General features: G+C 45.1%; 9 protein-coding genes. All 9 read right to left on the bottom strand.

The window, feature by feature from the left end; all coding sequences use genetic code 11:
- Positions 1-10 precede the first annotated feature (10 nt).
- The 9 genes from G496_RS0115650 to G496_RS0115690 all read right to left on the bottom strand — a co-directional run bounded on the left by G496_RS0115650 (position 11) and on the right by G496_RS0115690 (position 23,918).
- Positions 11-1,750, bottom strand: a complete 1,740-nt coding sequence (locus G496_RS0115650) for an ABC transporter ATP-binding protein (protein WP_027180093.1) — start codon at positions 1,748-1,750, stop codon at positions 11-13.
- Positions 1,751-1,755: 5 nt separating this feature from the next.
- Positions 1,756-3,525: an ABC transporter ATP-binding protein gene (locus G496_RS0115655; RefSeq protein WP_027180094.1), complete on the bottom strand. Its 1,770-nt coding sequence runs from the start codon at positions 3,523-3,525 to the stop codon at positions 1,756-1,758.
- Positions 3,526-3,587: 62 nt separating this feature from the next.
- Complete coding sequence (gene feoB, locus G496_RS0115660) at positions 3,588-5,567, bottom strand: ferrous iron transport protein B (protein WP_027180095.1); 1,980 nt, start codon at positions 5,565-5,567, stop codon at positions 3,588-3,590.
- A complete protein-coding gene (locus G496_RS20090) occupies positions 5,557-5,835 on the bottom strand; it encodes a FeoA family protein (RefSeq protein ID WP_034633538.1) in 279 nt (92 codons plus the stop codon). Before G496_RS20090 ends, feoB begins: the two co-directional genes overlap by 11 nt.
- A gap of 73 nt (positions 5,836-5,908) precedes the next feature.
- Positions 5,909-6,652 (bottom strand): thioesterase II family protein, encoded by a 744-nt coding sequence (locus G496_RS0115670; protein WP_034633541.1) that lies wholly within the window; start codon positions 6,650-6,652, stop codon positions 5,909-5,911.
- Complete coding sequence (locus tag G496_RS20095; protein WP_051295100.1) at positions 6,649-7,761, bottom strand: Gfo/Idh/MocA family oxidoreductase; 1,113 nt, start codon at positions 7,759-7,761, stop codon at positions 6,649-6,651. Before G496_RS20095 ends, G496_RS0115670 begins: the two co-directional genes overlap by 4 nt.
- Positions 7,754-8,851: a saccharopine dehydrogenase NADP-binding domain-containing protein gene (locus G496_RS0115680; RefSeq protein WP_027180097.1), complete on the bottom strand. Its 1,098-nt coding sequence runs from the start codon at positions 8,849-8,851 to the stop codon at positions 7,754-7,756. The genes G496_RS20095 and G496_RS0115680 overlap by 8 nt, the downstream gene beginning before the upstream one ends.
- A complete protein-coding gene (locus G496_RS20730) occupies positions 8,848-14,313 on the bottom strand; it encodes a non-ribosomal peptide synthetase (protein WP_027180098.1) in 5,466 nt (1,821 codons plus the stop codon). Before G496_RS20730 ends, G496_RS0115680 begins: the two co-directional genes overlap by 4 nt.
- Complete coding sequence (locus G496_RS0115690; protein ID WP_027180099.1) at positions 14,310-23,918, bottom strand: hybrid non-ribosomal peptide synthetase/type I polyketide synthase; 9,609 nt, start codon at positions 23,916-23,918, stop codon at positions 14,310-14,312. Before G496_RS0115690 ends, G496_RS20730 begins: the two co-directional genes overlap by 4 nt.
- Between the last annotated feature and the right edge of the window lie 26 nt (positions 23,919-23,944).

Here is a 23,944-nt window from a genome sequence, read left to right on the forward strand (position 1 = left end):
TAAAAAGAAATCATACTCCATGCAGGCTCCAATCCTGACTTTGAGCCTGCAATTCGACCATATGTCGGTAAATACTGTTTTTTTGCATCAATGTTTCAGGAGAACCTTCCTCGACAACTGCCCCGGCTTTGAGCACGGCAATTTTATCAGCACCGGCCACTGTTCTCATACGGTGGGCAATTACCAGCACGGTTTTATTCTGGATAAGTTTGGAAAGCGCATTCTGAATCAGAGTTTCATTTTCCACATCAAGTGAAGCTGTGGCCTCATCTAAGAAAAGAATCGGAGCATTCTTAAGAAACGCCCTTGCAATGGAGATTCTCTGACGTTCTCCTCCTGAGAGAGTGCAGCCATTCTCACCTATCATAGTGTTCCAGCCCTCAGGCAGTTTTTCTGCAATTTCATCGCAATAGGCATCCCTGGCCGCAGCAAGAACCTCCTCGTCTGTTGCGTCTTTTCTACCAACACGGATATTCTCAAGAATAGAGTCGTTAAACAGTGTTACATCCTGAAAAACAATTGAAAACAAGGACATCAGTGTTTCCGGGTCAACTTTAGAAATATCCATGCCACCGACACTTATCGTTCCTTTATCAATATCCCAGAATCTGGCTACCAGTCTGGATACAGTGGTTTTACCACCACCTGAAGGTCCTACAAGTGCTGTTACTTCGCCCTGTTTTATGGAAAGAGTCGTCCCATTAAGCACATAGTCAGTACCGTTATACGAGAATGAAACCCCGTCCAAGGTAATGTCATAGCCATCATTAGTGAGCCTGTTTTCACCATTCTGTTTAGGGTGTTCAAGTATGGCGTTGGTGCGCGCTATGTTTGTTCGTGAAAGGATAATTCCCATAAGATTCTGCAATGAATCCTGAAGAGGATCATAGAGTCTTGATGCTACAAGTAAAAACATGAAGAACGTAACAACATTAAGTTCTCCACTGACCAGAAGAAGCGACCCGACAAGAGCAACAGTAGCTATTCCCAACTTCAAAAGAAGTCCTGAAGAAACGATAAAAGCCGCCATCCCGAATTCAGACATTGTGGCGCATTTTTCGACGGCATCAATCTTACTATCCAGTTTTTCGAGATATTCTTCCTCGGCATTACAGGCTTTCAGATCACGCATGGTTTCGATGCATTCCTGAATACCATCAGCACACGCCATTTTGGCATCCATCTGTTTCTGCTGTAATTTATCCTGTAATTTTGAAGACATTATGATGATTAAAAAAGCTACAGGAACACCCCACAGTGCGGCTATAGCCATCCGCCAGTCGATAATAAACAGACTCAACCCGATAAGAACCGTTGAAATCATTGATCCTGCTAGCTGGGGAATAAAATGGGAAAACACACGTTCCAGAAAACTGCAATCAGCCATGATAACACTTGTCAAATCGGCAAGATCCTTTTGGGCAAAAAATGATAATGGCAGCTTGCGTAATTTTTCAGCCAGCGAAATTCTGCGCACGTGACTCTCAGCATAGGTTGCCAGATAAGTCCGGTTGTATTGAAGGAGTGTCGCAGCTGAAATGAGAACAAGGCACAGAAAACAACCTCCGACATAAAACCACACATCATTTCCGTGAACACCACCAGCCATAATGTCACAAATAAAGTAGTATAAAAGTCCAACCGGGAACATTAAAGCGATATTCTGAAAAACACAGGCGGTACTGCCGCTGACAAGATCCCTTGCTCCCTGTTCTGAAAGGGCAAATCTTTTTTGTAATATTTCAAGCATTGTTCTCACAGCTCCTTTGCAACTTTCCATTTAGTTGAAGACTGGTAATCAGCCCACATGCCGGCAAACAAATCCCCTTTAGCTATAAGCTCAGGGAAAGTTCCATCTTCAACTATCCGGCCTTCCTTCAGCACAAAAATTCGATCGGCATCAACTATGGTGGACAGTCGATGGGCAATCATTATTACGGTCTTGCCTTCGGAAAGAACCGAAAAAGCCTTTTGCACCTGACTTTCATTATCAGGGTCTGCAAACGCGGTTGCTTCATCAAGGATAACAACCGGAGAATCCATCAACACGGCTCTGGCTATAGCTATCCGCTGCTGTTCTCCGCCAGATAAATAAACCCCCTGCGACCCGATGAGAGTATCTATTCCGTCTTCAAATTTATCTATAATATCCATGCATTGAGCACTCTTCAAAGCTTCCAGAACTTCTGCCCTCGAAGCTTCCGGATTTCCTAAGCGCACGTTCTCAAGAATTGTAGCCTTTATTAATTTACTATCCTGAAAAACAAATGAAACCGTATTCATCAAATCTTTTTTACTGAGACTACGGACATCCACTCCGCCGATAAGTACCTGTCCCTCACAAGGATCAAAAAATCTGGCCACCATGCTTGCCAAAGTGGTTTTACCGCCGCCGGAAGGTCCGACAAAAGCGACAGTCTGCCCACTTTCGATTTTCATGCTGATATTTTTAAGAGCCTCGTTATCTCCTCCATAACTGTAACTGACATGTTGCATTTCCACAGAAGCATCACTTGGAGCAGCAGGCGGTGATAAAAATTGAAGAGGACTTATATTCATAACTGTATCTACACGTCTCAACGCATCATTAACAATCATATTTTCTTCTTTCATATGCATGATTTTATTCAGCGTAAGTGTAATTACAGGAGTTATAATTGTATAAAACATCAGGTTTAGAATAATTTCATTACTGACATTATTTCTAGTAAAATAAATCCCGGAAAATATAATAAAAACAAACACACTATTAATCGCCACCGTATAAGAAAGCCACGGCCAGCAACATTTTTTGGTGTATGCAGTTACCCATTTATTATATACATCTATTGAATTTTTAAATCTTTTGAAGCTGAATACAGTCTGACCGAAAGTTTTTACAACCGGAATGCCCCGGATATATTCGACAGCTTCATTGGACATATCATCCAGAGCGTTTTGATATTCTACCAGTTTCTTTCTCATGTCCTTACCGGTCATAAACATGAGAATGACATAACCCAGAGCAACAGGAATCAGACTCAGCAGTCCCAGACGCCAGTCAAAAAACAAAAGCAGAAACAATAAACCAAAAGGTGTTGCAATCGCCCCGCTCTTATCGAGCAGCTGATGTGCCAGATAGGTTTCAGTCGCTGCGCTTGTTTCATTGATAATTTTGCGCAACCTGCCGGAACCCAGCACTTCAACCTTGCCCATTGGAATCTGCATTATATGCCTGATTATTTTTTTGCGCATATTTGAAGCGACTCTGAAAGCCGACAAGTGTGAACACAATAATCCGGTAATATAAATTACAAGCGAAAGAGCAGCAAAAACCACGGCCATCCAGCCATTATGCACCAGATTATGAGCATGACTGAATTCAGGAGCCACGTTCAGCACTTCCCTGATTATTTTCCAGATATAGATAAAAGGAACCAGTGCGATAAGCGCACTTACTGCCGACAGAAACCAGGAGGTATAGGTAAAATATTTATACGTCCCGGCATATTCCATAAGCCGTGAAAAGTCAGAATGATGTTTCATGACCGCCCTCCATAGCAGATCAACTTATTTTGCTATTTTAACCCGATATAAAATTATGCAAGTCAGATTAAATAACTGAGAAAAGTATATGTTAAAATTGAGATAAGTACTGGTAGGACAATACTGTATGCGATAACCAGTAGAGTCGCCCGCCATGAATCAGACTCTTTGAAAATCATTCCCAGAGAGGCCAGGCACGGCATGGAAAGAAACTGTGCCAGCAGAAAAGATATGGCGCTTGCGGTTGTTATCCCCGAACGCAGAGTAAAACTCAGATCATCTACCGGAACATTGTATAGCAGAGCCATAGTGGGAAGGACTGTTTCGCGGCTGAGAACCGACGTCATAAGTGAAGTCAGCAGTTTCCAATTCAGCCCCATCAGTGATGCCAGCGGTTCAATCTTCCTACCGAGCATAGCCAGAAAAGAACTGGAGATATTGCCGTCAGGATAATAAGAGAGAAACCAGAAGATCACTCCAAAAAACATCACAATGGTTGAAGCTTTTTTTAAGAAGGCCAGAACCTGATGATAAACGTTCATCAAAATTATCTTATAATTAGGAGAATGAAACTGCGGGAGTTCCATGAGCATGTCATAGCTCTCACCCTTTCGAAAAAGAGTATTTTTAAATACAAGACTCCCGAGCACGAATACGGCAAAGGAAAAAAGCATAATTCCCGCAGCGGCTGCAATTGCTCCCAGAGGTGAAAACAGCCAGGTGCAGAGAGTCAGCAGCACAATAATTTTGGAAGAACATGGAACCAGCGGGATCAGCAGCAGAGTATGCATTCTCTGCTTTGCTGTAGCTATTGTCCTGACGCCTATTATTCCGGGAACATTGCATGGAAGAGCGCAGAGTAAAGGAGTGAAAGACATGCCGTTTAATCCCAGACGCTGCATTAGCGAGTCCATCATAAAAGAGACCCGGGGCATGTATCCAACCTCTTCCAGAAATGAAAAAATAAAATAAAACACAGCAATAAGCGGAACCATACATAAAAGCGACATGGAACTTAAGAAAATACTCTGAACCAGAGCTTTGATCACAAGCATATCAGAGGGAATTATCCCGACAGTCGCAACGGATAGCTTCTGTAAACCGATACCAATCCATATTCCGCTGGGGTAGCCTACAAGTAATCCCAGAGTCAGAACCGAAAGCAGAACTCCTGCAATAATCAGATAGCCCCAGAAAGGATGTAAAAAATATTTATCCCACTTGTCAGAAAACGATATCTTCGAATCATCGCTTGAAACGCAATCAGTCAAAATTTCATGTATCCATGCAAAACGGGCTGCCTGCGTATCAGTAAATGAACTTTCAACAAAATCTGTCCCGAGTTCTTCAGGCCATTTTCTTATTTTCCGCAGGGCAATGGAGTCACCCTCCAGAGCTTTCCAGACATCAAGTTCCAGCCTGTCACCACCGACTACAAATTCACTCCCTCTGTTAACCAGTGCATTATAGGCTTTACTAAGCTCGGGAGTAGCAAAAGTGGTAAGCTCTGCAAGCAAATCCCTGTCAGATGGTTTTAAATCCCGGACAAGCAGATGTTGTAATTCATCTATTCCGATTTTTCTGGATGCAACAAGCTCCACGCACGGAATGCCGAGAGACTTTTCAAGCTTCTCTATATCAATTGAAATACCGTGCTGACGGGCCACATCCGCCATATTTACAGCAAGCACACAAGGAACACCCATCAACATTATATCAATGCAATAGTTTAAGGTGCGCCCAAGATTTGCTGCATTGACCACAACAAGAACAGCATCCGGTTTTCCATCAATAATATAATCAACAGCAATTCTTTCCTCTTCTGAACGGGCCAGAAGAGAATATGTTCCCGGCAGATCAACAAACTGAAATTTTTTACCGCCTATTACCGCTTTACCGGTCTTTTTTTCGACAGTTTTACCAGCCCAGTTGCCGACATCCTGATGCAGCCCTGTCAAAGCATTGAACACGGTTGATTTACCTGTATTCGGCTGCCCGGCAACGGCAATATTTAAAGATGAAAATTGAGAACTATGTTGCACTTGGGATTTCCTTTACAAAAATATTTTCAGCAACACCGGCACTGACGGCCAAGAGCATTCCATTGACTTTTAAAAGAACGGCTCCACGTCTTGTAACCCGGACCACAATAACGGCCTGACTGGGAAAAACGCCCAGTGAAGCCAGCCGACAGGTTACTCCTCTTCTACACTTGATGGATTCCACTATCCCTTCAGCAGCAGGAGGCAGACATCCAAGATGACAAACCAGAACAGGTTTGTTGTGGAAATATTTATTATTTTGCGACATCACTCACCTTACACAGAGTTAATAGTTAACAATTACAATATATTAATCATTTACTGATTCTTGCCGGACTAAATTAAAAGGCACAAAACATCCCTCCTATCCGCGAGCAGAGCATTTCCACAAACTCCTGTTTCTTTTCTCTGAGAAACAAATGCCCACCCTCTACAGCAGTTAATGAAAACTGCTTTGTATAAGCACTCCACGCACTCACTTCCTCAAGGGTGGCTTCAGCATCGTCAGTCCCGTAAAAGGCTTCGATGGGAACAGGTAATTTTTTATGTCCGCCCTCAAACACGTAGGTTTCATCAAGCAGAAAATCTGACCGCAGTGAAGGCAGCAGAAGTTCCATTAATTCAGGATGATCAGTCAGCACAGCGGTATCAGCAGAATACCTTTTAAGCCCTTCTAAAAACTGCGGTTGCGGCAGTGCATGAATAGGATAAGGTTCCGGGATATGGGGAGCTTTGCAGGCTGAAACAAGCAGAATTTCAGGCATGCGCAGACCAGCCTTTTCAATTTCACGGCACAGTTCAAAAACAATTTTCGCTCCCATGCTGTGACCGAAAAGGACATACGGTCTGTCAAAATAATCCGGCAGACTTTCCATTAGAGATGAAACAACACTGGAGAGATCAGTGAGAACAGGCTCTCCAAGACGCTCTTCCCTTCCCGGGAGCTGCACAGGACAAAGCTGAACTGAAGACGGTAAAAGAGGAGCCCAGCTTCTGTATATGGAGGCACCTGCTCCGGCATACGGAACGCAGAAAAATCTAATTTCAGCATTGGAATCAACATCAGCGGCGATAAAGGAACTCATACCTTCTCCTTAAAAAACATTTTAGCTGACAAAGACCTTACGGCTTCGGGCAAATCTCTTGGCGGCGGCGATATTTTTACAAGCCCGGGAGCCCCCATCCTCTGCATGCAATCTGTCCATAATGAGCATAAATCATGTTCATAACGCTCCCGATTCGGGAAAGGGTCGTTGCCATTTATTTTCAGGGAGAATTCACCAAGGGCATGGGCCACAGCCTGCGGCCATTTTTTAAGGACAAGATCATTTAGCGAGATTTGACTATCACCGGCAGCAGATCTGAAAACAGGCTCATCAGCCTTGGAAGAACCCTCAAGATTAAAGATATCTCCGGGAAAATGGAGTCTGTCAGACCAGATCACCGGCCCGAAAGCACTCATGAGAGTTAAATTTCCAGATGGAAAACCAACTGTAATTCTATGCAGTATGGATGCATTATTATCAGGGTCATCAGGATCGTAATGATTTTGAATAGAAAGAGTGACTGGAGCCTCAGCTATATATCCGCGAATAACTTCATATGGGAATGCTTTTAAAGAGCAGGCATCAAGTATCTTTTTTCCTACAGGGTGGTAGTCATCAAAATCATAAGGTCGTACAGTTCCAGAGATCATCCCTATAATATCAAGCAGGGAACATAAAACCTGAACACCGCATAAACCATTAATAAAAGATATGGGTTGTTCCTTGCTGATCTTATGAACTATATCCAGAAAATGCCGTGTTTCAGCGAGATGAACATGATGTGTATTAAGATAATGCACGCATCCTGATTCCTGTGCAGCAGCTCTGCACATTTCCACTTCACGCTGGTGCATGGGATGCTCCTGAATAACATGAACACCGCGCCGCAACAGTCTGAGGGCTATATCCGTTCCTGCTCCACCAACGATAGAGGACCGAATAACAACGCACGCAGCCTTTATGTTTTCAGGTAACTGTTCCGGTTCAGTATAAAGTGGAACATTATATTCAGCAGCCATTTTACGGGAACGTTCGCTTCCTCTGGCAAGTATTCCAGCCAGCACAAAATCAGGTGAAAGCCTCAAACCTTCTATATAGGCACGTCCGAAACGAGTTCCGCAGCACACAGCAGGCAATGCTTCAGGCATAATGCAATACTCCTTTGGACGCTGAGCATTTTGCAACGTGATTTTTCTGACTGTCTATAGCGATGCACCCAGATTGTTGCAGTTGCGATATGACCTCCTCAGGTTCCATTATTTCTGCAAAATAATGAACGCCATCAATCTTTCTTTTTAGCTGGGCCTGAATAGCCATACCGGTCATCACACCCATTAGGGCATTGGCGTCTTCAATAAATACAGACACACTATGCACAGTGCCGTCCTCCATTTCAGCACGGCACAGGAATGAATGACCTTTGCCGAATTCATTCACGCAGGACTTTGATGCTTTCATCAGGATTGCAGCAGAATCTATCAAAGAAAGAGAGCCTCCGTGCAGACCGCCTACGGTCGCAAGTGCATTGAGCATATCTTCACCTATGAAACAATTATGATAATAGAGGGGTATACTGACCATTTTCCGAATCCTGATAATTTCTTCCGATAAATACGAGCAGGCAAAAAATGTCTGTTTAAAATCAGGCAGTTCTATCAGGTGCGGTTTAGCTGGTTCAGTTTCGGATAAAGAGGCAAGGCGTATGCTGTCGGCATAATCATAGGCTGCGGCATAGCTGAATTCATCCTTGGCCGCATAATAAATGTCCTGTCTTTTGAGTTTATGGTCAGCCCCATGCAGCAGGTCATGAAACCACAAAGACAAGGTTCCTGAAAAACCGGGAACAATGCCTGCACCAAAAATGGCTGAGCTAATTTTTTTATTATCCTCTTCTCGCTCAAAAACAGTACGCATTGCAGCATGGTCTGAGGGGTCAGTATAAGGAATACCGGCGCGCAGGCATTCTTGAGCTACCGCAGGACCTGTAACGGATGAGGGTCCAGCGCAATTGCAGACAAGGTCACAATTCTTAATAACCTCGCGCAGATCATAATTTTTATTACAATCCATATTCCTGATAAAAATTTCATTACCGAATCTCTCCTGCAATTGCAGGAGAGATTCAATATTTCTACCGGCGGCAATAATCTGTAGTTCAGGATTATTCTGTGACAAAAAATGTATCAATTCTCTGCCGATTGATCCTGAACCACCAATAATTAAAACTTTAGCACTCATTTTTTTGGCCTGCCTGTAAAAAGGCTCAACTGATCGGCAAGCAGCACAGCTCCCTGACCGTGCATGCTGCTCCAGTGATTTCCGGGTAATTCCTCAACAGAAACACCACCCAGTGCATTTGTCTTCCAGAACTCACCCATCAACCTGCCAAGTGGAATAAGAAAGGTATCTTCTTCCTTGCGTCTGAACAGAGCCACCCTGCTCTGCATCGGTTTCGGTATATGGGCATTAACACCCTGAATGCTGTGACTGACGATTTTAAAAATTCCGCTCAGACGGTTGAGTGGCATTGGTCCGCCATAAGCAGGAGAATGATTATAAAGATCAAAAGATCTTGCTAAACGCTCTTCCTCGGACATTGCCGCTATCAAGCGACACGCCGCGTAAGTGGAAGAATCCTGCTTCAAATGACTCAATACGGAACCTTCAAAAATATCGGAACCTTCAGCAGTAACAGCTTTTACGGCTCCGCCTATTTCATGAACATCAATGCCCATTGAATCAGGAGAAATCCCTATAAGCTGGATAAAGGTCAGATAGGTGAGCAGACTGTCATTTATGGTATATGGAGGCTTGACGGAATTAATGACCGCAACCCCTGCAACACTGCGTCCCTGCTCTTCCAGAATTCTGGCGGTTTCAAGTGCGACAAGACCTCCCATGCAATATCCGCAGATAAAAGGAGGCGTTGTTTTCTTTTCCAGAAGCACGGCATTCTGTTCTGCCAGAGAAGTAATCAGCTCGGATGCCGGAATTGAAAGGTATGAATCAACGGAAGCAGGGGTTAAAGCAGAGATATTTAAATCATGGTCAATCAATTCAAGGACATCGCTAAACCCTGAAATAGTAGCGGTTCCATCAGGAATAAGAAATAACTCAGGAGAGTTATCTCCGCCTTTCTGCAAAGAAATCTCAACAACATCGGAAGACTTCTTTTCAGCATTGAGACCTTCATCAGCATTGTTGCCGCCGGAGGCTTCTTCCTTCTTCTGCCGGATGAATGCGGCCAGAGATCTCATATTAGAGTTTTGAACTGCAAAACGCAGAGTTTCATCCCATCCGAGTATATCGTTGCCGAAAGCATCACGCATTTTTGCCACAAGCTGCGTCAAAAGCAGTGAATCTCCACCGACAGCATAAAAATCATCTTCTACTCCGATGTTATCAACCCTGAGCAGTTTTTTGACCATCTCAATCAGTTCAATTTCAACGGGGTCCAGCAACTCCGCAGAGCTGTCCGTTTTAACTTCAATTCCGGCAGCAGAGGACTTCAAAGCCTTTCGATCTATTTTACCATTGGAGGTTACCGGTAAAGCAGAAACCAGCTCAAGCTGTGCGGGAACCATGTAATCAGGCAGATTATCCCTGACAGATTTAAGAATATCTTCTTTAGCGGGCATGGAATCACTGCCGCCGAAACGGGCAATAAAAACCGTCTGCCCTACTCTGGAAAGCGGGTCACCTTCCTGCGGGAAATAGGAAACTCTATCGGCTCCGGCCTCTGCCAGCAGTTCAGCCCAGCGACCGGCAGGAAGAAACGGAGAATTTCTTTTTTTACGTTCATCTTCAAAATGATAGAGATCGTTTAAAAACTCCATTGAAGTCATAACACTCAGATTGTCTCTGGTTGACTCAATGAAAATGAGCCAGCCGCCCGGAGCAAGCAGTCCCCGCAGGTTACGCAGAACATCACCGGCAACTACGGCATTGTGCAGAACATTGCTGGCAATAACCACGTTATAACTGCCACGGACAATTCCCTGATCTTCAATCTTTCCGTTTATGTCGAAGGCGACATATTCCATAAAAGGATATTCTTTATAGCGCTCGCGAGCCGCATTCAAAAAGAAATTGGAAAGATCGGAATAAGTGTAGTGGCATTTTTCAGCCGGGAGTTCCGGAATAAGGCTGTTACTGGTTCCGCCGACACCGGCCCCGACTTCAAAAATCCTCATGGGGTTATCACTGGAATGTTTTTCCGAGACAGAAAGGACTGAGGAAATTATCAGATTGTTCATCAGGTTGCTGGTGAAATTGAACTGCACGGCAACAGCAACATCTGTCCGGCCCTCAGGGTACAAAAGCTGGAGGGGATCAGCTTTATCAAGCAGCAGCTCTTCAAAATGCATAGCTCCGGTCCGCAACAGGTTCATTAACTCCTGACCATACAGAAAATGCTTATGCATCTGCGCAAGCTCATCCCATGCGGCTGTCAGCATACCTTCATCCGCAAAAGAGAGATTTCCGTACATCTGGCCTTTTTTCTCAATAAATCCATAAGCATTGAGAGTATCCAGAATACGCCTGAATAGTTGGGAGAATCTTTCCGGAATTTCAAACTCGACCATAAGTTTATCAAAAGAGGACCACTTTTCTTCTGAAAACACGGGCCTGCTGCTCAAAAATTTTCTTATGGCCATAAGCGCGCCAGTATCCATCTGATCAAAAAAGGCCCGCATTCTGCTTAGATCAGTTTCAGTATTCCATTTTTCAATAACAGCTGAAGCAGATTGTTTCACGGCCTCCCAGCGGATCAGGTCAGCACTGTTTTCACTGCGTTCAGGAACGGCAAAAGCCATTAAATGCGGATTTCCGGACTGCTCGCTGTGGACAACCGCAACTGCTTCTTCAATGCCCGGGGAATTTCGAATGCATGTTTCTATTTCGCCAAGCTCAATACGGTGACCACGCACTTTCACCTGCGAATCTTTACGGCCTAAAAAAAGAATATTGCCATCGGGATGCATGCACCCGATATCGCCTGTTTTATAAATTCTTTCACCAGTTTCCGGCAAAGTTATGAAGGATTCAGCGGTTCTCTCAGAATCATTGAAATAGCCTGAAGCAACACCTTTTCCACCAATATACAATTCACCCGGAACATAATCGGGGCAAGGTTCAAGCAGATCATTCAGAACATAAAAAGTCTGGTTTGCCAGAGGCTTGCCATAAGGTATGCCGGCCCAGTCAGCAGAGACTTCTGTTATGGGATAATGGATTGACCAGATAGAAGCTTCCGTGGCTCCGCCAAGGCTGTGAATTTCAGTATTTTTAAGATTTCTGCGCGATCTATCAGGAAGTGACAGCGGTATCCTGTCACCACTTAACATTGCGATGCGCAGTTGTTCTGGAAACAAACCTGTATTTTCACCATACTCCAGCATCATTTCATACAATGCCGGGACGGAATTCCAGACTGTTGCTTTAAAACTACGGGCGGCATCAACCCACGCGGCAGGATCTGTAATACCGTGCTGACTGGGAATAACCACGGCCCCGCCTGCGGTAAAAGCTCCGAAAATATCATAAACAGATAAGTCAAAACTTAATTTTGAAACTGCAAGGACTCTATCCTTCTCTGTTATTCCAAACCGTTCGTTGATATCCAGCAGGGTGTTGGCTGCCGCATCATGATTGATTACAACGCCCTTTGGTTCCCCTGTAGAGCCTGAAGTATAGATAATATAGGCAGGAGTATCAGCCGGAGCCGTATTGCAACCACCTGAAATTTTATCCACTTTATCAACATAAATTAAATCGACACCCTGAAGTGATTTAAAGTGGTCAGCCTGATTTTCCGATATAAGAACAAACCGTACTCCAGCCTCATCCAGAATATGCTGCAAACGCTTTTCAGGCCATTTGGGATCGAGCGGTATATAAACACCTCCGGCGCTGAGCACTCCAAGAACTGCTACAGGCTGCATCCAATTTTTTTCTAAAAGTACCGCAACATTTTCACCGGTTGAAAGACCTTTATCCAGAAGGCTTTTTCCAACACCTCCGCCAAGCTGCTCCACTTCGCTGTAGCTTAGCTCCTTATCAGCTGAAAGAACTGCCACGGACTGCGGATTTAAACGGGCCTGACGAGCAAATAATGCATAAAGATTATCGACAGCGTAATTCTCCACGGTTTCGTTAACTGCGGACCTTACTTCAAGCTGTTGCTGCGGCAGTGGAATATTTAAGGGGTTATCCCATATTTTTTGATCACCGAGCAGCTCTTTGATCTTCCCGCAAAATGCTGAAAACATATTATTAAGCATTCCCTGAGGGAAGACTTCTTCAAGGCAATCCCACTGAATATGAAGTTCGCCGCCTACTTCCATAACCTGACAATCCAGCCATAGCTGCGGAGTCTGGCTAATACCGTTAACCATTCTGCCCTGTTTAAAGAACCCGTTTGGATCCTGTCCGGCACCAACACCAACAGTATTGGTGAAAACCACCGGCATAAGGACTGTAGAACCTTTTTCACGGCTTAATTCACGAAGTACGCTGACCCCGCCAAATAATCTGTGGTCCAGATCCTCCCACAGCTGTGCCTGGAGTTCCTTTGCAAATTCGAGAAATGATTCCCCTCTCCTGCGCTTGACTTCAAGCAGATTCACAGAAGTAAAATCACCCACCAGTTTCATTATATCTTCATGCCATGGAAGACGATTCAACACCGTAAGGTTCAATGCAAAATGACTGGTCGCACTAAAACGACCTACAACTTCAGCAAAAACAGCAAGCAGCACTCCGCCAAGTGTCATGTTTTTTTCCGCTGCCAATGTTGAAAGAGCTTCGTAGTCAGTGGAATCAAAAACAGTACGGCGGCGCACGAAATAAGGTTGTGCAGCTTCTTTGGAAATTACGGGTAAATCAGGGGCGCCGGGGAAGGAACTAATGCGTTTTTTCCAATATTCTCTATCCCGTTCCCATGCTTCACTGCCGGCAAGCTCTTTTTCAGCGCTAAGCACATCTCTGAAAGTTACATCAAGTGGCTTTAACCGGACTTCTGGATCATTATAAAGGATACCGAGTTCTTCCATAATGATGCTGATGCTCAGATAATCAGCAATAAGTAAGTCAATGCTCACATGCAGGATGGATTTTTCTAAATTATGCGAAACATGCAGATCAAACAGGGGCCACTGCTCTGCGTCAAAATGCTGGTGTGACATCCTGTTGCGGATAGCATCCAATCCTTGTTCATGTTCCTTTTCAGAAAATCCTGATAAATCTGTTTCCAGAATCTCATAAGCAGGAACAGTATCAAGAATCCGCTGGGTGGCATCAGGCAGAAATACAGCTCTTAACATCGGGTGCCTTTCAACAAGGCTCTGCCAGCATTTTGTGAGCCGAGCAGTATCAAGGCGTGCAAGTTCAAGCTCAAAATATCCGTGGCAGGAGGTGCCACCATGATTATAGACTCCTGACCTTCCTACAAAATATGCTCCCTGCAAATCAGTAAGAGGGAAAGGTTTTCCGGCTTCCTCTGCATTATGTTCAAGAACCGGAAGTCCGCTCTCTCTTTTATCAAGCAGCTCAATAATTTCCGGTTTTACTGCCGCCAGTTCCGCTTTTATTTCTGAAGTTATCACTGATTTAGGGCCGCGAAAGCGCAAGGAGCCTTCCTCCGCCCACAAAACAACACCTTTCTCTCCAAGAGATGTTACCAGTTCAAGAGCAGTCATATTATACCTCCATCTAAATCATCAGTATTATCTCCGATAAATGCTTCCAGATGTGGCGCAAAAGAGCGGACAGTCGGAGCATCAAACAAAAGACGCAATGGCAGTTCACAATGAAAATGTTTCCGTATAACTCCCATCAGCCTTGCAGCTACAAGTGAGTTTCCCCCGGAAGCGAAAAAGTTATCCGTACTGATCAGATCATTATTTTCCAGTTGCTGCTGCCATAGAGAAAGCAGTTCGTTCTCCACAGGGCTTGCAGAAACCACATGATCTTCTGGTCTCTCAGTATCTTCGGCAGTAAGGGATTCTTTGGCGACTTCTTCGTAAAGAGGGGCTTCAAAAACACCTTCCGGTGTCTGCCGGGCCAAAATTCCAGTCGGTCTGGAAGTATGATCCGGCATTACGATATGGATTTCTCCGTCAACCCAGTCCGGGCAGACATTGCCCTTGGAATTAAGAATCTTAAGAGGTGGCCATGATTCAACCGTAGCAGGAAGGTCCACAGCAGAACGCAGGGCTGATTCAAGATCAGAGCTGATTACAGGCTTCAGATTGAACCCGGACATGGCTTTTTCAGAAACAAGAACAAAGGAATCGTCAGGAGCTGAATTCCCGGCAATAGAGGTCAACAGCTTTTCATAGGCCTCAAACATATTATCCAGCAGACCTTCCGGGAAAAGTCCTTCCACAGCATCCCAGACCAGAAGCAGTTCACCATTCATTTCGTAGACCTGATGATCAAGCCAGACCTGTGGAGTCTGTGAAATTCCGTATACAAAGTCTCCCGGCAGATTCAGACCCTTGTCGGAGCCGGAACTTTCAACCCCCAGCGCACTGGTAAAAACAACAGGCATGATGCGATGGGCTGAGCCATCTGATCCGGCATTCATTTCGCGTATCACTTCCACCCCGCTAAACGCGGAATGATCACGATCCTCCCACAGTCTTTTCTGGAGTCTGCGGGCACGGTCCATAAAAGTGGATATTCCACCCGTATCCACGGCAAGCAGAGTCAGCGTTGTAAAGTCGCCGACAAGCCGGTTGACATCAGGATGTCCCTGTAACCTGTCGAACAGGGTCACGTTGATGGTAAAACGGTCATCACGGCTCCAGACAGAAAGAATTTCAGCATAAGCTGAGAGTAGAACTCCGGCAGGAGTCAGTCCTTCCATCCTGACCACATTCTGAAATGCTGACCATGTTTCAGCATCAAGGCTGAACTGACGGCGACAAAATCCACCGCTTACATCAACATTATTTTCTCTTCTGGTTGGCAGTTTAGGAGCATCCGGTAAGGATGGCAGACGTTCAATCCAGTACTTTCTGGCTGCGGCATATTCCTGACTCGATCTTGAGGCTTCAAGCATCAGCACATAGTCACGGAATGAAAACTCAAAAGGTTCCAGCACCGCAGATTCTTCACGATAAAGGCGGGTCCATTCACTTAGAAGATGGAGCATACTCCAGCCATCAAACATTATGTTCTCAAAACCTACATGCAGCCGGACAAAATCGCTGCCGTAAGTTGTGATCTCAAAGGTAAACAGCGGCCAGACATCTGAAGGCAGAACAAGATGGGAAAGTCTGTTCCGTGTTGCTGTTAGAATTTTTTCAACTTCAGTTGGAGAGGCATTTTCAGGAATACTGGTTACTTGAGGTTCGAACACGGGAACTTCTTCCAGAATTCTCTGGCTCTGGCCGTCGGCTGCAACAACGGCACGCATCATCGCGTGCTGCTCAATCAGCCGCTGCCAGCAAGAAATAAGGCGTTCGACATCAAGTCCATGACTTTCTATTTCAAAATAGCAATGCGTAGAAACATCACCCAATGAGAAAATCCCCATTTTACCGACCCAATAGGCATACTGCACGTCCGTAAGCGGGAATGGCTCATGCAGGGATTCCATGTCAGGCCTAAATTTCGGAGCCTCAATAATTGAAAGATCGTCTCTGCGCTCATCTACAGCTTCAGCAACAGCAGCAGCCAGATCAGCTATTGTCGGATATTCAAACAACCAGCGTAAGGGGATATCTATTCCAAAATGGGAATGCATCTCAGCGACAAGTTTTACCCCGAGCAGGGAATCCCCTCCGGCTGTAAAAAAATTCTCATCGGTTGAGATTTTAAAATCCGGCAGCAATTCGTGCCACAATCCGGCAATAAAGCGTTCTTCTTCTGTCTGCGGCAAAACGCTTTTCTGTTTTCCGGAGTCAGCTTCCAGAGGATCTACAAGAGCTTTTTTATCAATCTTGCCATTAACCGTTAAAGGAAACTCATCCAACTGCACGATATGCTGGGGAAGCATATATTCAGGAAGGCTTCGGCCAAGTTCTTTAAAAGCAAAATCGGTATCAAGAGTTAAAACTTCGCTTTCAGTAAAACCGGCCATGCAGGCCTGCCCCTGCAATCCTCTGGAACCGGCCAGATCGCATGCACCGGAAAAACCTGTCTGCTTTAAATATTCAGACCATGTTTCAGCATCCATGAGCGGACGCCCGGTTTCCTGCCGCTCGTCTTCAAAACCGGTAAACCCTTTCTCCAGAAAAGCTACCGTGCATTCCTGTATCAGTGAGTTTTCAGTTTCCTCCAATAAAAGGAGAAGACCACCCGGACGCAGAAGTTCCTTTAACTTTTTAATTGTTTCCTTTGCCCGTGGAGTTCTATGCACATAACTTGAGGCTATAACGATATCTTTTGAATGTGCCGCGACAGACTGTGAATAAAGCGGGAGCAGCGGGTCAAACACCGTAAAATCTATATAGCTGTAATCACTTAGCAACCTATCCTTTTGCTTTTCCACAAAATAAGAGGAATTATCGCTCAGTGTGTAATTTACAGCTTTTCCACTCAGTGCTGAAAGCAGCTTTTCAGCAGCCAGACCGGTTCTGCCGCCGACTTCAAGAATTTCAAGAGGCTTTTCAAACTGGTCATACAAAGAGCTGATTGCTTCGGCAGCTAAATCTATTCTGGCCTGATACCAGGGAAAGCAGGAAGTCAGAACTTCAGGAGAAAGCCTGTTATCTTCGTTAAAGAAAATCTCCAGCGGTTCCACTGTTCCTGTAAGTAAATCGGCACTGAACGGAAACAGCCGATCCAGATATCCAGCCAGTTCAGCAGCGCATTCAGCCCATATTCCAGAAAGCTGATCAGCCTTGCAGGAAGGTGGAGTCCATCTTTCTTCGAGTTTATACAAGCCATTCTTAAAAGTTAGCGCATGCTCTTTTCCCAGAACATTTATCCAGCGATCAAGAACAGGAATATACGACTCCGCAATACCGCAATCAGCGGCAAGAGCAGCGCCCCCGGTGCCTTTCTCAAAATATTTTATGGCACCAATTTCGCTTAAAACCCGGTAGATAAAATTAACGGAAAGCGAATTGATAACACTGTAATATATATCTGAGCACGAATCAGCTGGGCTGACCTGATTAACTGAATCGATAAAATTCAATTTTGAAATGGCAGAGATTCGCTGTAGATACTCACCCTCAGCAATATAAGTTCTGTTCAATTCAGAACCATGCGCTTCATTATCAACGGTTAAATAAGCAACAATCGACTGGGAAGCCTCGGAGACTTTAGCCACAGCCTGCTTCACCGCAGGAATGGCACATAATGAATGTTCTATTTCTCCAAGTTCAATTCTGTGGCCGCGAATTTTGACCTGAGTATCTTGGCGTCCAAGAAACTCCAAAGAACCATCCGGCAGATAGCGTCCCCTGTCACCGGTTTTATACATTCGTTCTCCGGTTTCAGGATGGACAAAAAAGCTTGCTTCCGTAAGTTCCGGTTCTTTAAAATAGCCTACAGCAAGCCCTTTTCCGGTGATATAAAGATCACCCTGAACCCATTCCGGCCGATGTTCCAGACGGCTGTTCAAGACATGGAATCCCTGATTTGCCAGAGGAAAACCATATGGAATGCTATTCCATTTGGGTGAGACTTCTTTAATATCAAAAGCATTCGACCAGATGGAAGCCTCTGTCGCCCCACCCATGGCAACTATCTTAACATTGGAAAGTTTATCCTGAAGACGTTTCGGCAGGTCCAGAGGAATCCAGTCACCGCTTAGCAGAACAAGTCTTAAATCGTCAGGCAGTGCAACTCCTGCTAATTCGGTATAATCAAGCAGCATGGACATAAGGGCCGGAACAGAATTCCAGACACTTATTCCTCTTTCATTCATCAGACTCAGCCAGTGAGCCGGATCAGTTCTATCTTCAGGGTCAGGGACAACTATTGCAGCCCCGGAATGGAAAGCCCCGAAAATATCGTATACTGAAAGATCAAAATTAAGGCGCGAAATCCCTAATATATGGTCATCTTTTACAACATTATTACGTTCGTTTATATCCAGAATGGTGTTGCAGGCTGCTTCATGGGTTATAAGCACTCCTTTAGGCCTTCCTGTTGAACCAGAAGTATAAATTACGTAGGCCGGATCATGCGGCTGAACAGGATGGACACTGAAAGATGCGGCAGGCCTGATCTCTTCCAGAGCTAATGCGGCATGATCAAAATCATCGAGTACATCCAGAACAGATTTGTCACCTAGAATATGTTTTGCCTCAGCACGTTCAAGTGTTTCCAGAGACCGTCTTGCCGGGGCATCCGGTGCTAGCGGCAGATACACGCCGCCCGCCATTAAAATTCCCAGCACCGCAGGTATCTTACGCCATCCGTCTGAAATAACTCCAACCATACCGCCTGCTTTGAAGTCATTATCTTTCAGCCAGCAGGCAATACCGTTTGCAAGGCCCAGAAGCTCAGCGTATGTGAGCTTTTTTTTGGGTAAAATGATTGCCGGTCTTTCAGGAGAATGGTTTGCATTCTCAATGAATCCAGAATGAAGAGCCGTATCTTTAAATTTTTTAGAGGTTGAATTTATATTTTCCCGGATAAGCTGCTGACGTTCCGGCAGAACATTTGCCACCGCATTATTCCATGTACCGACCTCTTCAACGAGGCTTAGCAACAGAGCAGAATAAGCATCCAGCATATCCTCTATCATGCCATCTGGAAAAACTCCCTGAGCAATATCCCAGTTGAAACAAAGGCAGCCTTTACGCTCGTAGACCTGATGATCAAAGCGAACCTGCGGGGTCTGGGTTATGCAATGGGCAACCCTCATCTCACCAAACATGTTCTCAATACTTTCAAGAGCGTTGGAAAAATCACTGCCACCGGAGGTGAGCGGAAGCATGCTGGTAAAAACAACCGGGGCATAAATTTCATTCCCGGTACCTTTTTTTTGTTTCAGCATGCGCAGAACATCAACAGCGCAGACATGCCGATGCTCCATATCCTGCCAGAGCTGCTGCTGAAGACTCGCGACATAATCTGAAAAAGGACTGCCATCCACCTGAGTTCTTAAAAGTAACAGTGAAGTAAAATCACCGATAACTCCGTTTATATCTTCATGCACCGGAAGCCGGTTGAACAGAGTCAACATCAGGCTGAAACGGTCCTGCTGGCTCCACTGAGCCAGAATAGAAGAAAAAGCGGCAAGAAGAACAACAGATGGAGTCACCCCGTATTCACGTGATTTAAGCTGCAACTTCTGCCACTGTTCCGCATCAAGCTTTCCGGTATATCTTTTAAAGCGGGTCTCCGTCTGAGTCTGCGCAGGAAGCAATGGAAGTTCCGGCCCTGCCGGAAGCTCATCCAGCTGAGACTCCCAATAATTTCTGGCAGCTTTATAGGTATCCGAATTCAAAAAATTCTGCTGGGAAACTACATAGTCCCGAAATGAAATACGCGGTCGCGGCATTAATTCCCGGTCAGCATATATTGCAATGAGATCACGCAGCAGGATTCCGAAACTCCAGGCATCAACTATCAGCAAATCAACACCGGCATGAACCCGGTACCCTTTATCGCTAATGGTCACTCGAATATCAAAGAGAGGCCACTTCTCAGAATTCCGGTTCTGATGTGAAAATTTGTGCCGAATTGATTCCAGCTTTTCAGCCTGTATTGAGGGGTTATCTTCCCTTAAATCCTGCACTGAAAGAGCATAGGATGAAACATCAGCCAAAACCCGCTGCATTCCATCAGCACTAATGACAGTTCTTAAAGAATCATGTCTGTTAATAAGAGTATTAATGGAAGACTCAAGGCGTGGAATATCTAAATAAGGGATATCAATTTCTGCATATAGAAAGCAGGAGACATCACTAAGCTCCAACCCGCCGTTGCGTCCGACCCAGTAAGCATGTTGTACGGATGTTAGAGGAAAAGGATCAGAGCTTCCAATATCATCATGCTGAATTTCAAAAACTGCTTTTTCCTGATCAGCTAAAAGCTCATTTTCCAGTATGGCGGCTTCTGAAATCTTGGAAATTTCTTCAATAATTCTTGAAGCTATTCCAGCGATACCCTCGCCTCCCATAATTTCTTTGGGTTTAAGGGTAACCCCTTTATCTTTCTTTATTTGTGCCAATAATTCCATAGCCATGATGGAATCAGTGCCTAATGAAGCAAGCGAACGGTTTTTATGGAAGCTGGTCCCCTCGGGCAGGCAGAGTATTTTAGTGACCTTTGTCTCAATATATTTTTCCATTTCAAACTGTAGACCATGGGTTCCGCCTTCAATAGCCGGCTCCAAAATTTCAGCAGTGGAAACTTTTTTATTATCTTCCTCCTGCATTCCGGCAGAAGATGGGCAGCTACTCATCTTTAGTTTATCTGCATTTCCCGGTTTCGGGACTGCCCAGTAACGCCTTGCTTCAAATGGATACAAAGGCAGCTGAACCGTATGTTCCCTGCCACCTGTTGAGACATTCCGCCAGACAGGGTCAAAACCGTCGGTGTAGAGCTGACCAAGTCCGCAGAGCATGGTTTTCCATTCATCTTCGCTGTTAACGATTGAAGGAATCCATTGTATTTTTGAATCAGTAAGGATTCTGCGGCCCATATTGCACAGCACAGGGTCAGGACCTATTTCCAGAAGATGGGAGCATTGCATTTGATCAAGAGCTTTGATCCCGCTTTCAAACTGTACCGTATTACGGATATGTTCCCGCCAGTATTCTGCACCGAATAATCCTGTTTCGGCCAATGTTCCGCTAAGATTGGAAATGATCGGTATTTCAGGGCAGCCGTAAACAATATTTGAAGCTACGGAACTAAATTCATCAAGTATGCCATCCATTAATGAAGAATGGAAACCCTGAGTCACACCAAGACGGCGCGTGGAAAATCCTTTTTCCGCTAATTTTTGAACAAGGCAGCCGAGTTTTTTACCACTTACAACAGTGTGCTTAGGTCCGTTAACAGCTGCAATGCAGGCGTCTTCTTTCATTGCGGTTATAATTTCACGCACCCTGCCAGCCTCTGCAAAAACAGAATACATCTCCCCTGCTGCGGTCTGCTGCATAAGCCGTCCTCTGGCTGTTACCAGTCGGCATCCAGCTTCCAGCGAAAATACTCCTGAAAGGCAGGCCGCAGTGTATTCTCCAAGGCTGTGTCCAATAAAAACTTTCGGACGGATTCCCCATGACAGCCACAACTGAGCTAGCGAATACTCGAATGCAAAAAGCGCAGGCTGGGCGTAAGCAGTCTGCAAAAGTTTTTCAGAAAAATTAGCATCGAAAAGCAGTTTTTTAAGGGGGATATCCAGCAGTGTATCCATATACATCGAGCATTGTTCAAGGGATTCTTTGAACACACTGCTATTCAGCAGCCCTTTTCCCATGCCACTGCGCTGAGCACCCTGCCCGGTAAACAGAAAAGCCACACGCGGTAGCTTTGATTCTGAGTCGTCACTAACTGATGGTGCGCTTTCAAGCTGAGCGGCTAATGAGTCCAGATTATCCCCGACAACAAAGGAGCGATATTCATAGTGATCCTTTTCCAGCTGTGCTGAACGGCAGATATCTTTATATCCGAAATTCATATCCAGCGAAGCCGAGACTTCTTTCACAAAGCAGGACATTTTTTGCTGCACAACAGCGAGAGATTCCGGGGATTCTGCTGAAAGCGGCAGCAACTGCCAAGAAGGAGACATTAAAGGCTCGGTTACATCATCTTTACGGGATAAATGCGGCGGTTCTTCGAGCACAACATGGGCGTTGGCACCGGCAAGGCTGAATCCGCTTACTCCGGCAATCCTTTTACGCTTATCTCCTTTCCAGACCACATTTTCTGAAACAACGCTCGCTGGAATTGATGATAGTTCCAGCAATGGGTTTTCGTTTTTAAAATGAAGATTTGCAGGGATGGTATTATGAGCAAAAGACAATAAAATTTTTATAATTCCGGCTATTCCTGCGGCCTGTTCCAAATGTCCTATATTACTTTTTACTGATCCCAGCCTTAGCGGAGAATCATTATTGCGATCTTGAAAAACAGTTTTGATTGCTCCGACTTCAATAGGATCACCAACGTAGGTTCCGGTTCCGTGGCATTCAAGATAATCCACATCGGCAGGAAGCAAGTCAGCATCAGCAAGAGCAGTGTTAAGCAGCTCTGCCTGAGCTTTTCCACTGGGACTGGTTAATCCGTTGCTGTGTCCGTCATGAGTTATAGCCGTGCCCCGGATAACACCTAAAATGTTGTTCCCAGCTTCAAGAGCTTTATCCAGATTCTTTAAAATCAGAACCCCGCCACCTTCAGCCCTGACATAGCCATCAGCAGAGACATCAAACGTTTTGCATTTTCCATCAGCGGCCATGACTCCTGCGCGTGACATCATGCGGTGTTTTTCTGGTGATATGCATAAATTAAGACTCCCGACCAGAGCCTGAGAGCATTCACCGTGCCTTAAACTTTGTACGGCGAGATGAACGGCGTGCAACGCTCCAGAACTAGCAGTATCAACACCAAGGCAGGGACCATGCACATCATAATGATAAGCGATTCTTCCCGGAATTAATGAAGGTGAAGCCCCTGTAAAAGAGTAGATATCCTGTGGTGCGTCCGTGCCAAGCAGCAAACGTCCGTATTCGGAGTCACCCACCCCCCAGAAAACTCCGGTAGCATCTTTACTTAATGAATCTGCTGTAATTCCGGCATGTTCCAGTGCATGCTGGCATAACTCCAGAGCCAAGCGTTGTTGAGGGTCCATTGATGCTGCCTCGCGAGGCGAAATATGAAAAAAAGGAGCGTCAAAGCAATCGATATCTTCTATAAAACCACCGAAAATGGAATACCCCTTCTCCTTTTCCTGAGCAGCATCCCAGCGATTACTGGGGATGGTGGAAACCGGGTCGCGGCCCTCTTTTAAAATATCCCAAAAGGCTTCCAGATCATCCCCCCTGTGCATACCGGGGAAAATGCAGCTGGCCCCTATTATGGCTATATTTTTTCCTGTTTTTGGGGAAAAGCTGCGTTTCTTACTTTGAAAAATATTTTCACTTTCATTATCAATAGACAGACGGTAAAGCCATTCTGCCAGTCCAGCCGGTGTCGGGATTGAAAGAGCTTCGGCTACAGAAAATTTGAACTGTAATTCTGATTTTAAATCTGACAAAAAATTCGCATACTCAAAAGAAGAAAGACCTATAGAATCAAACGTGGCATTGGCATCAGTAAGCGTTGCCGAACTGGTGCGGCTTTTTAACAGATCTAAAATAAGTTGCAAAAGATCATCGGACTTTAGCACTGCGACCTCCTGAAAATATTCCTAAA

Source organism: Maridesulfovibrio bastinii DSM 16055 (assembly GCF_000429985.1).
GTDB classification, from domain to species: domain Bacteria; phylum Desulfobacterota; class Desulfovibrionia; order Desulfovibrionales; family Desulfovibrionaceae; genus Maridesulfovibrio; species Maridesulfovibrio bastinii.

Excerpts from the sequence above, each read along its gene's own strand:
- G496_RS0115650 (WP_027180093.1), bottom strand. The coding sequence starts at position 1,750 with ATGCTTGAAATATTACAAAAAAGATTTGCCCTTTCAGAACAGGGAGCA.
- G496_RS0115655 (WP_027180094.1), bottom strand. The coding sequence starts at position 3,525 with ATGAAACATCATTCTGACTTTTCACGGCTTATGGAATATGCCGGGACG.
- G496_RS20090 (WP_034633538.1), bottom strand. The coding sequence starts at position 5,835 with ATGTCGCAAAATAATAAATATTTCCACAACAAACCTGTTCTGGTTTGT.
- G496_RS0115670 (WP_034633541.1), bottom strand. The coding sequence starts at position 6,652 with ATGAGTTCCTTTATCGCCGCTGATGTTGATTCCAATGCTGAAATTAGA.
- G496_RS20095 (WP_051295100.1), bottom strand. The coding sequence starts at position 7,761 with ATGCCTGAAGCATTGCCTGCTGTGTGCTGCGGAACTCGTTTCGGACGT.
- G496_RS0115680 (WP_027180097.1), bottom strand. The coding sequence starts at position 8,851 with ATGAGTGCTAAAGTTTTAATTATTGGTGGTTCAGGATCAATCGGCAGA.
- G496_RS20730 (WP_027180098.1), bottom strand. The coding sequence starts at position 14,313 with ATGACTGCTCTTGAACTGGTAACATCTCTTGGAGAGAAAGGTGTTGTT.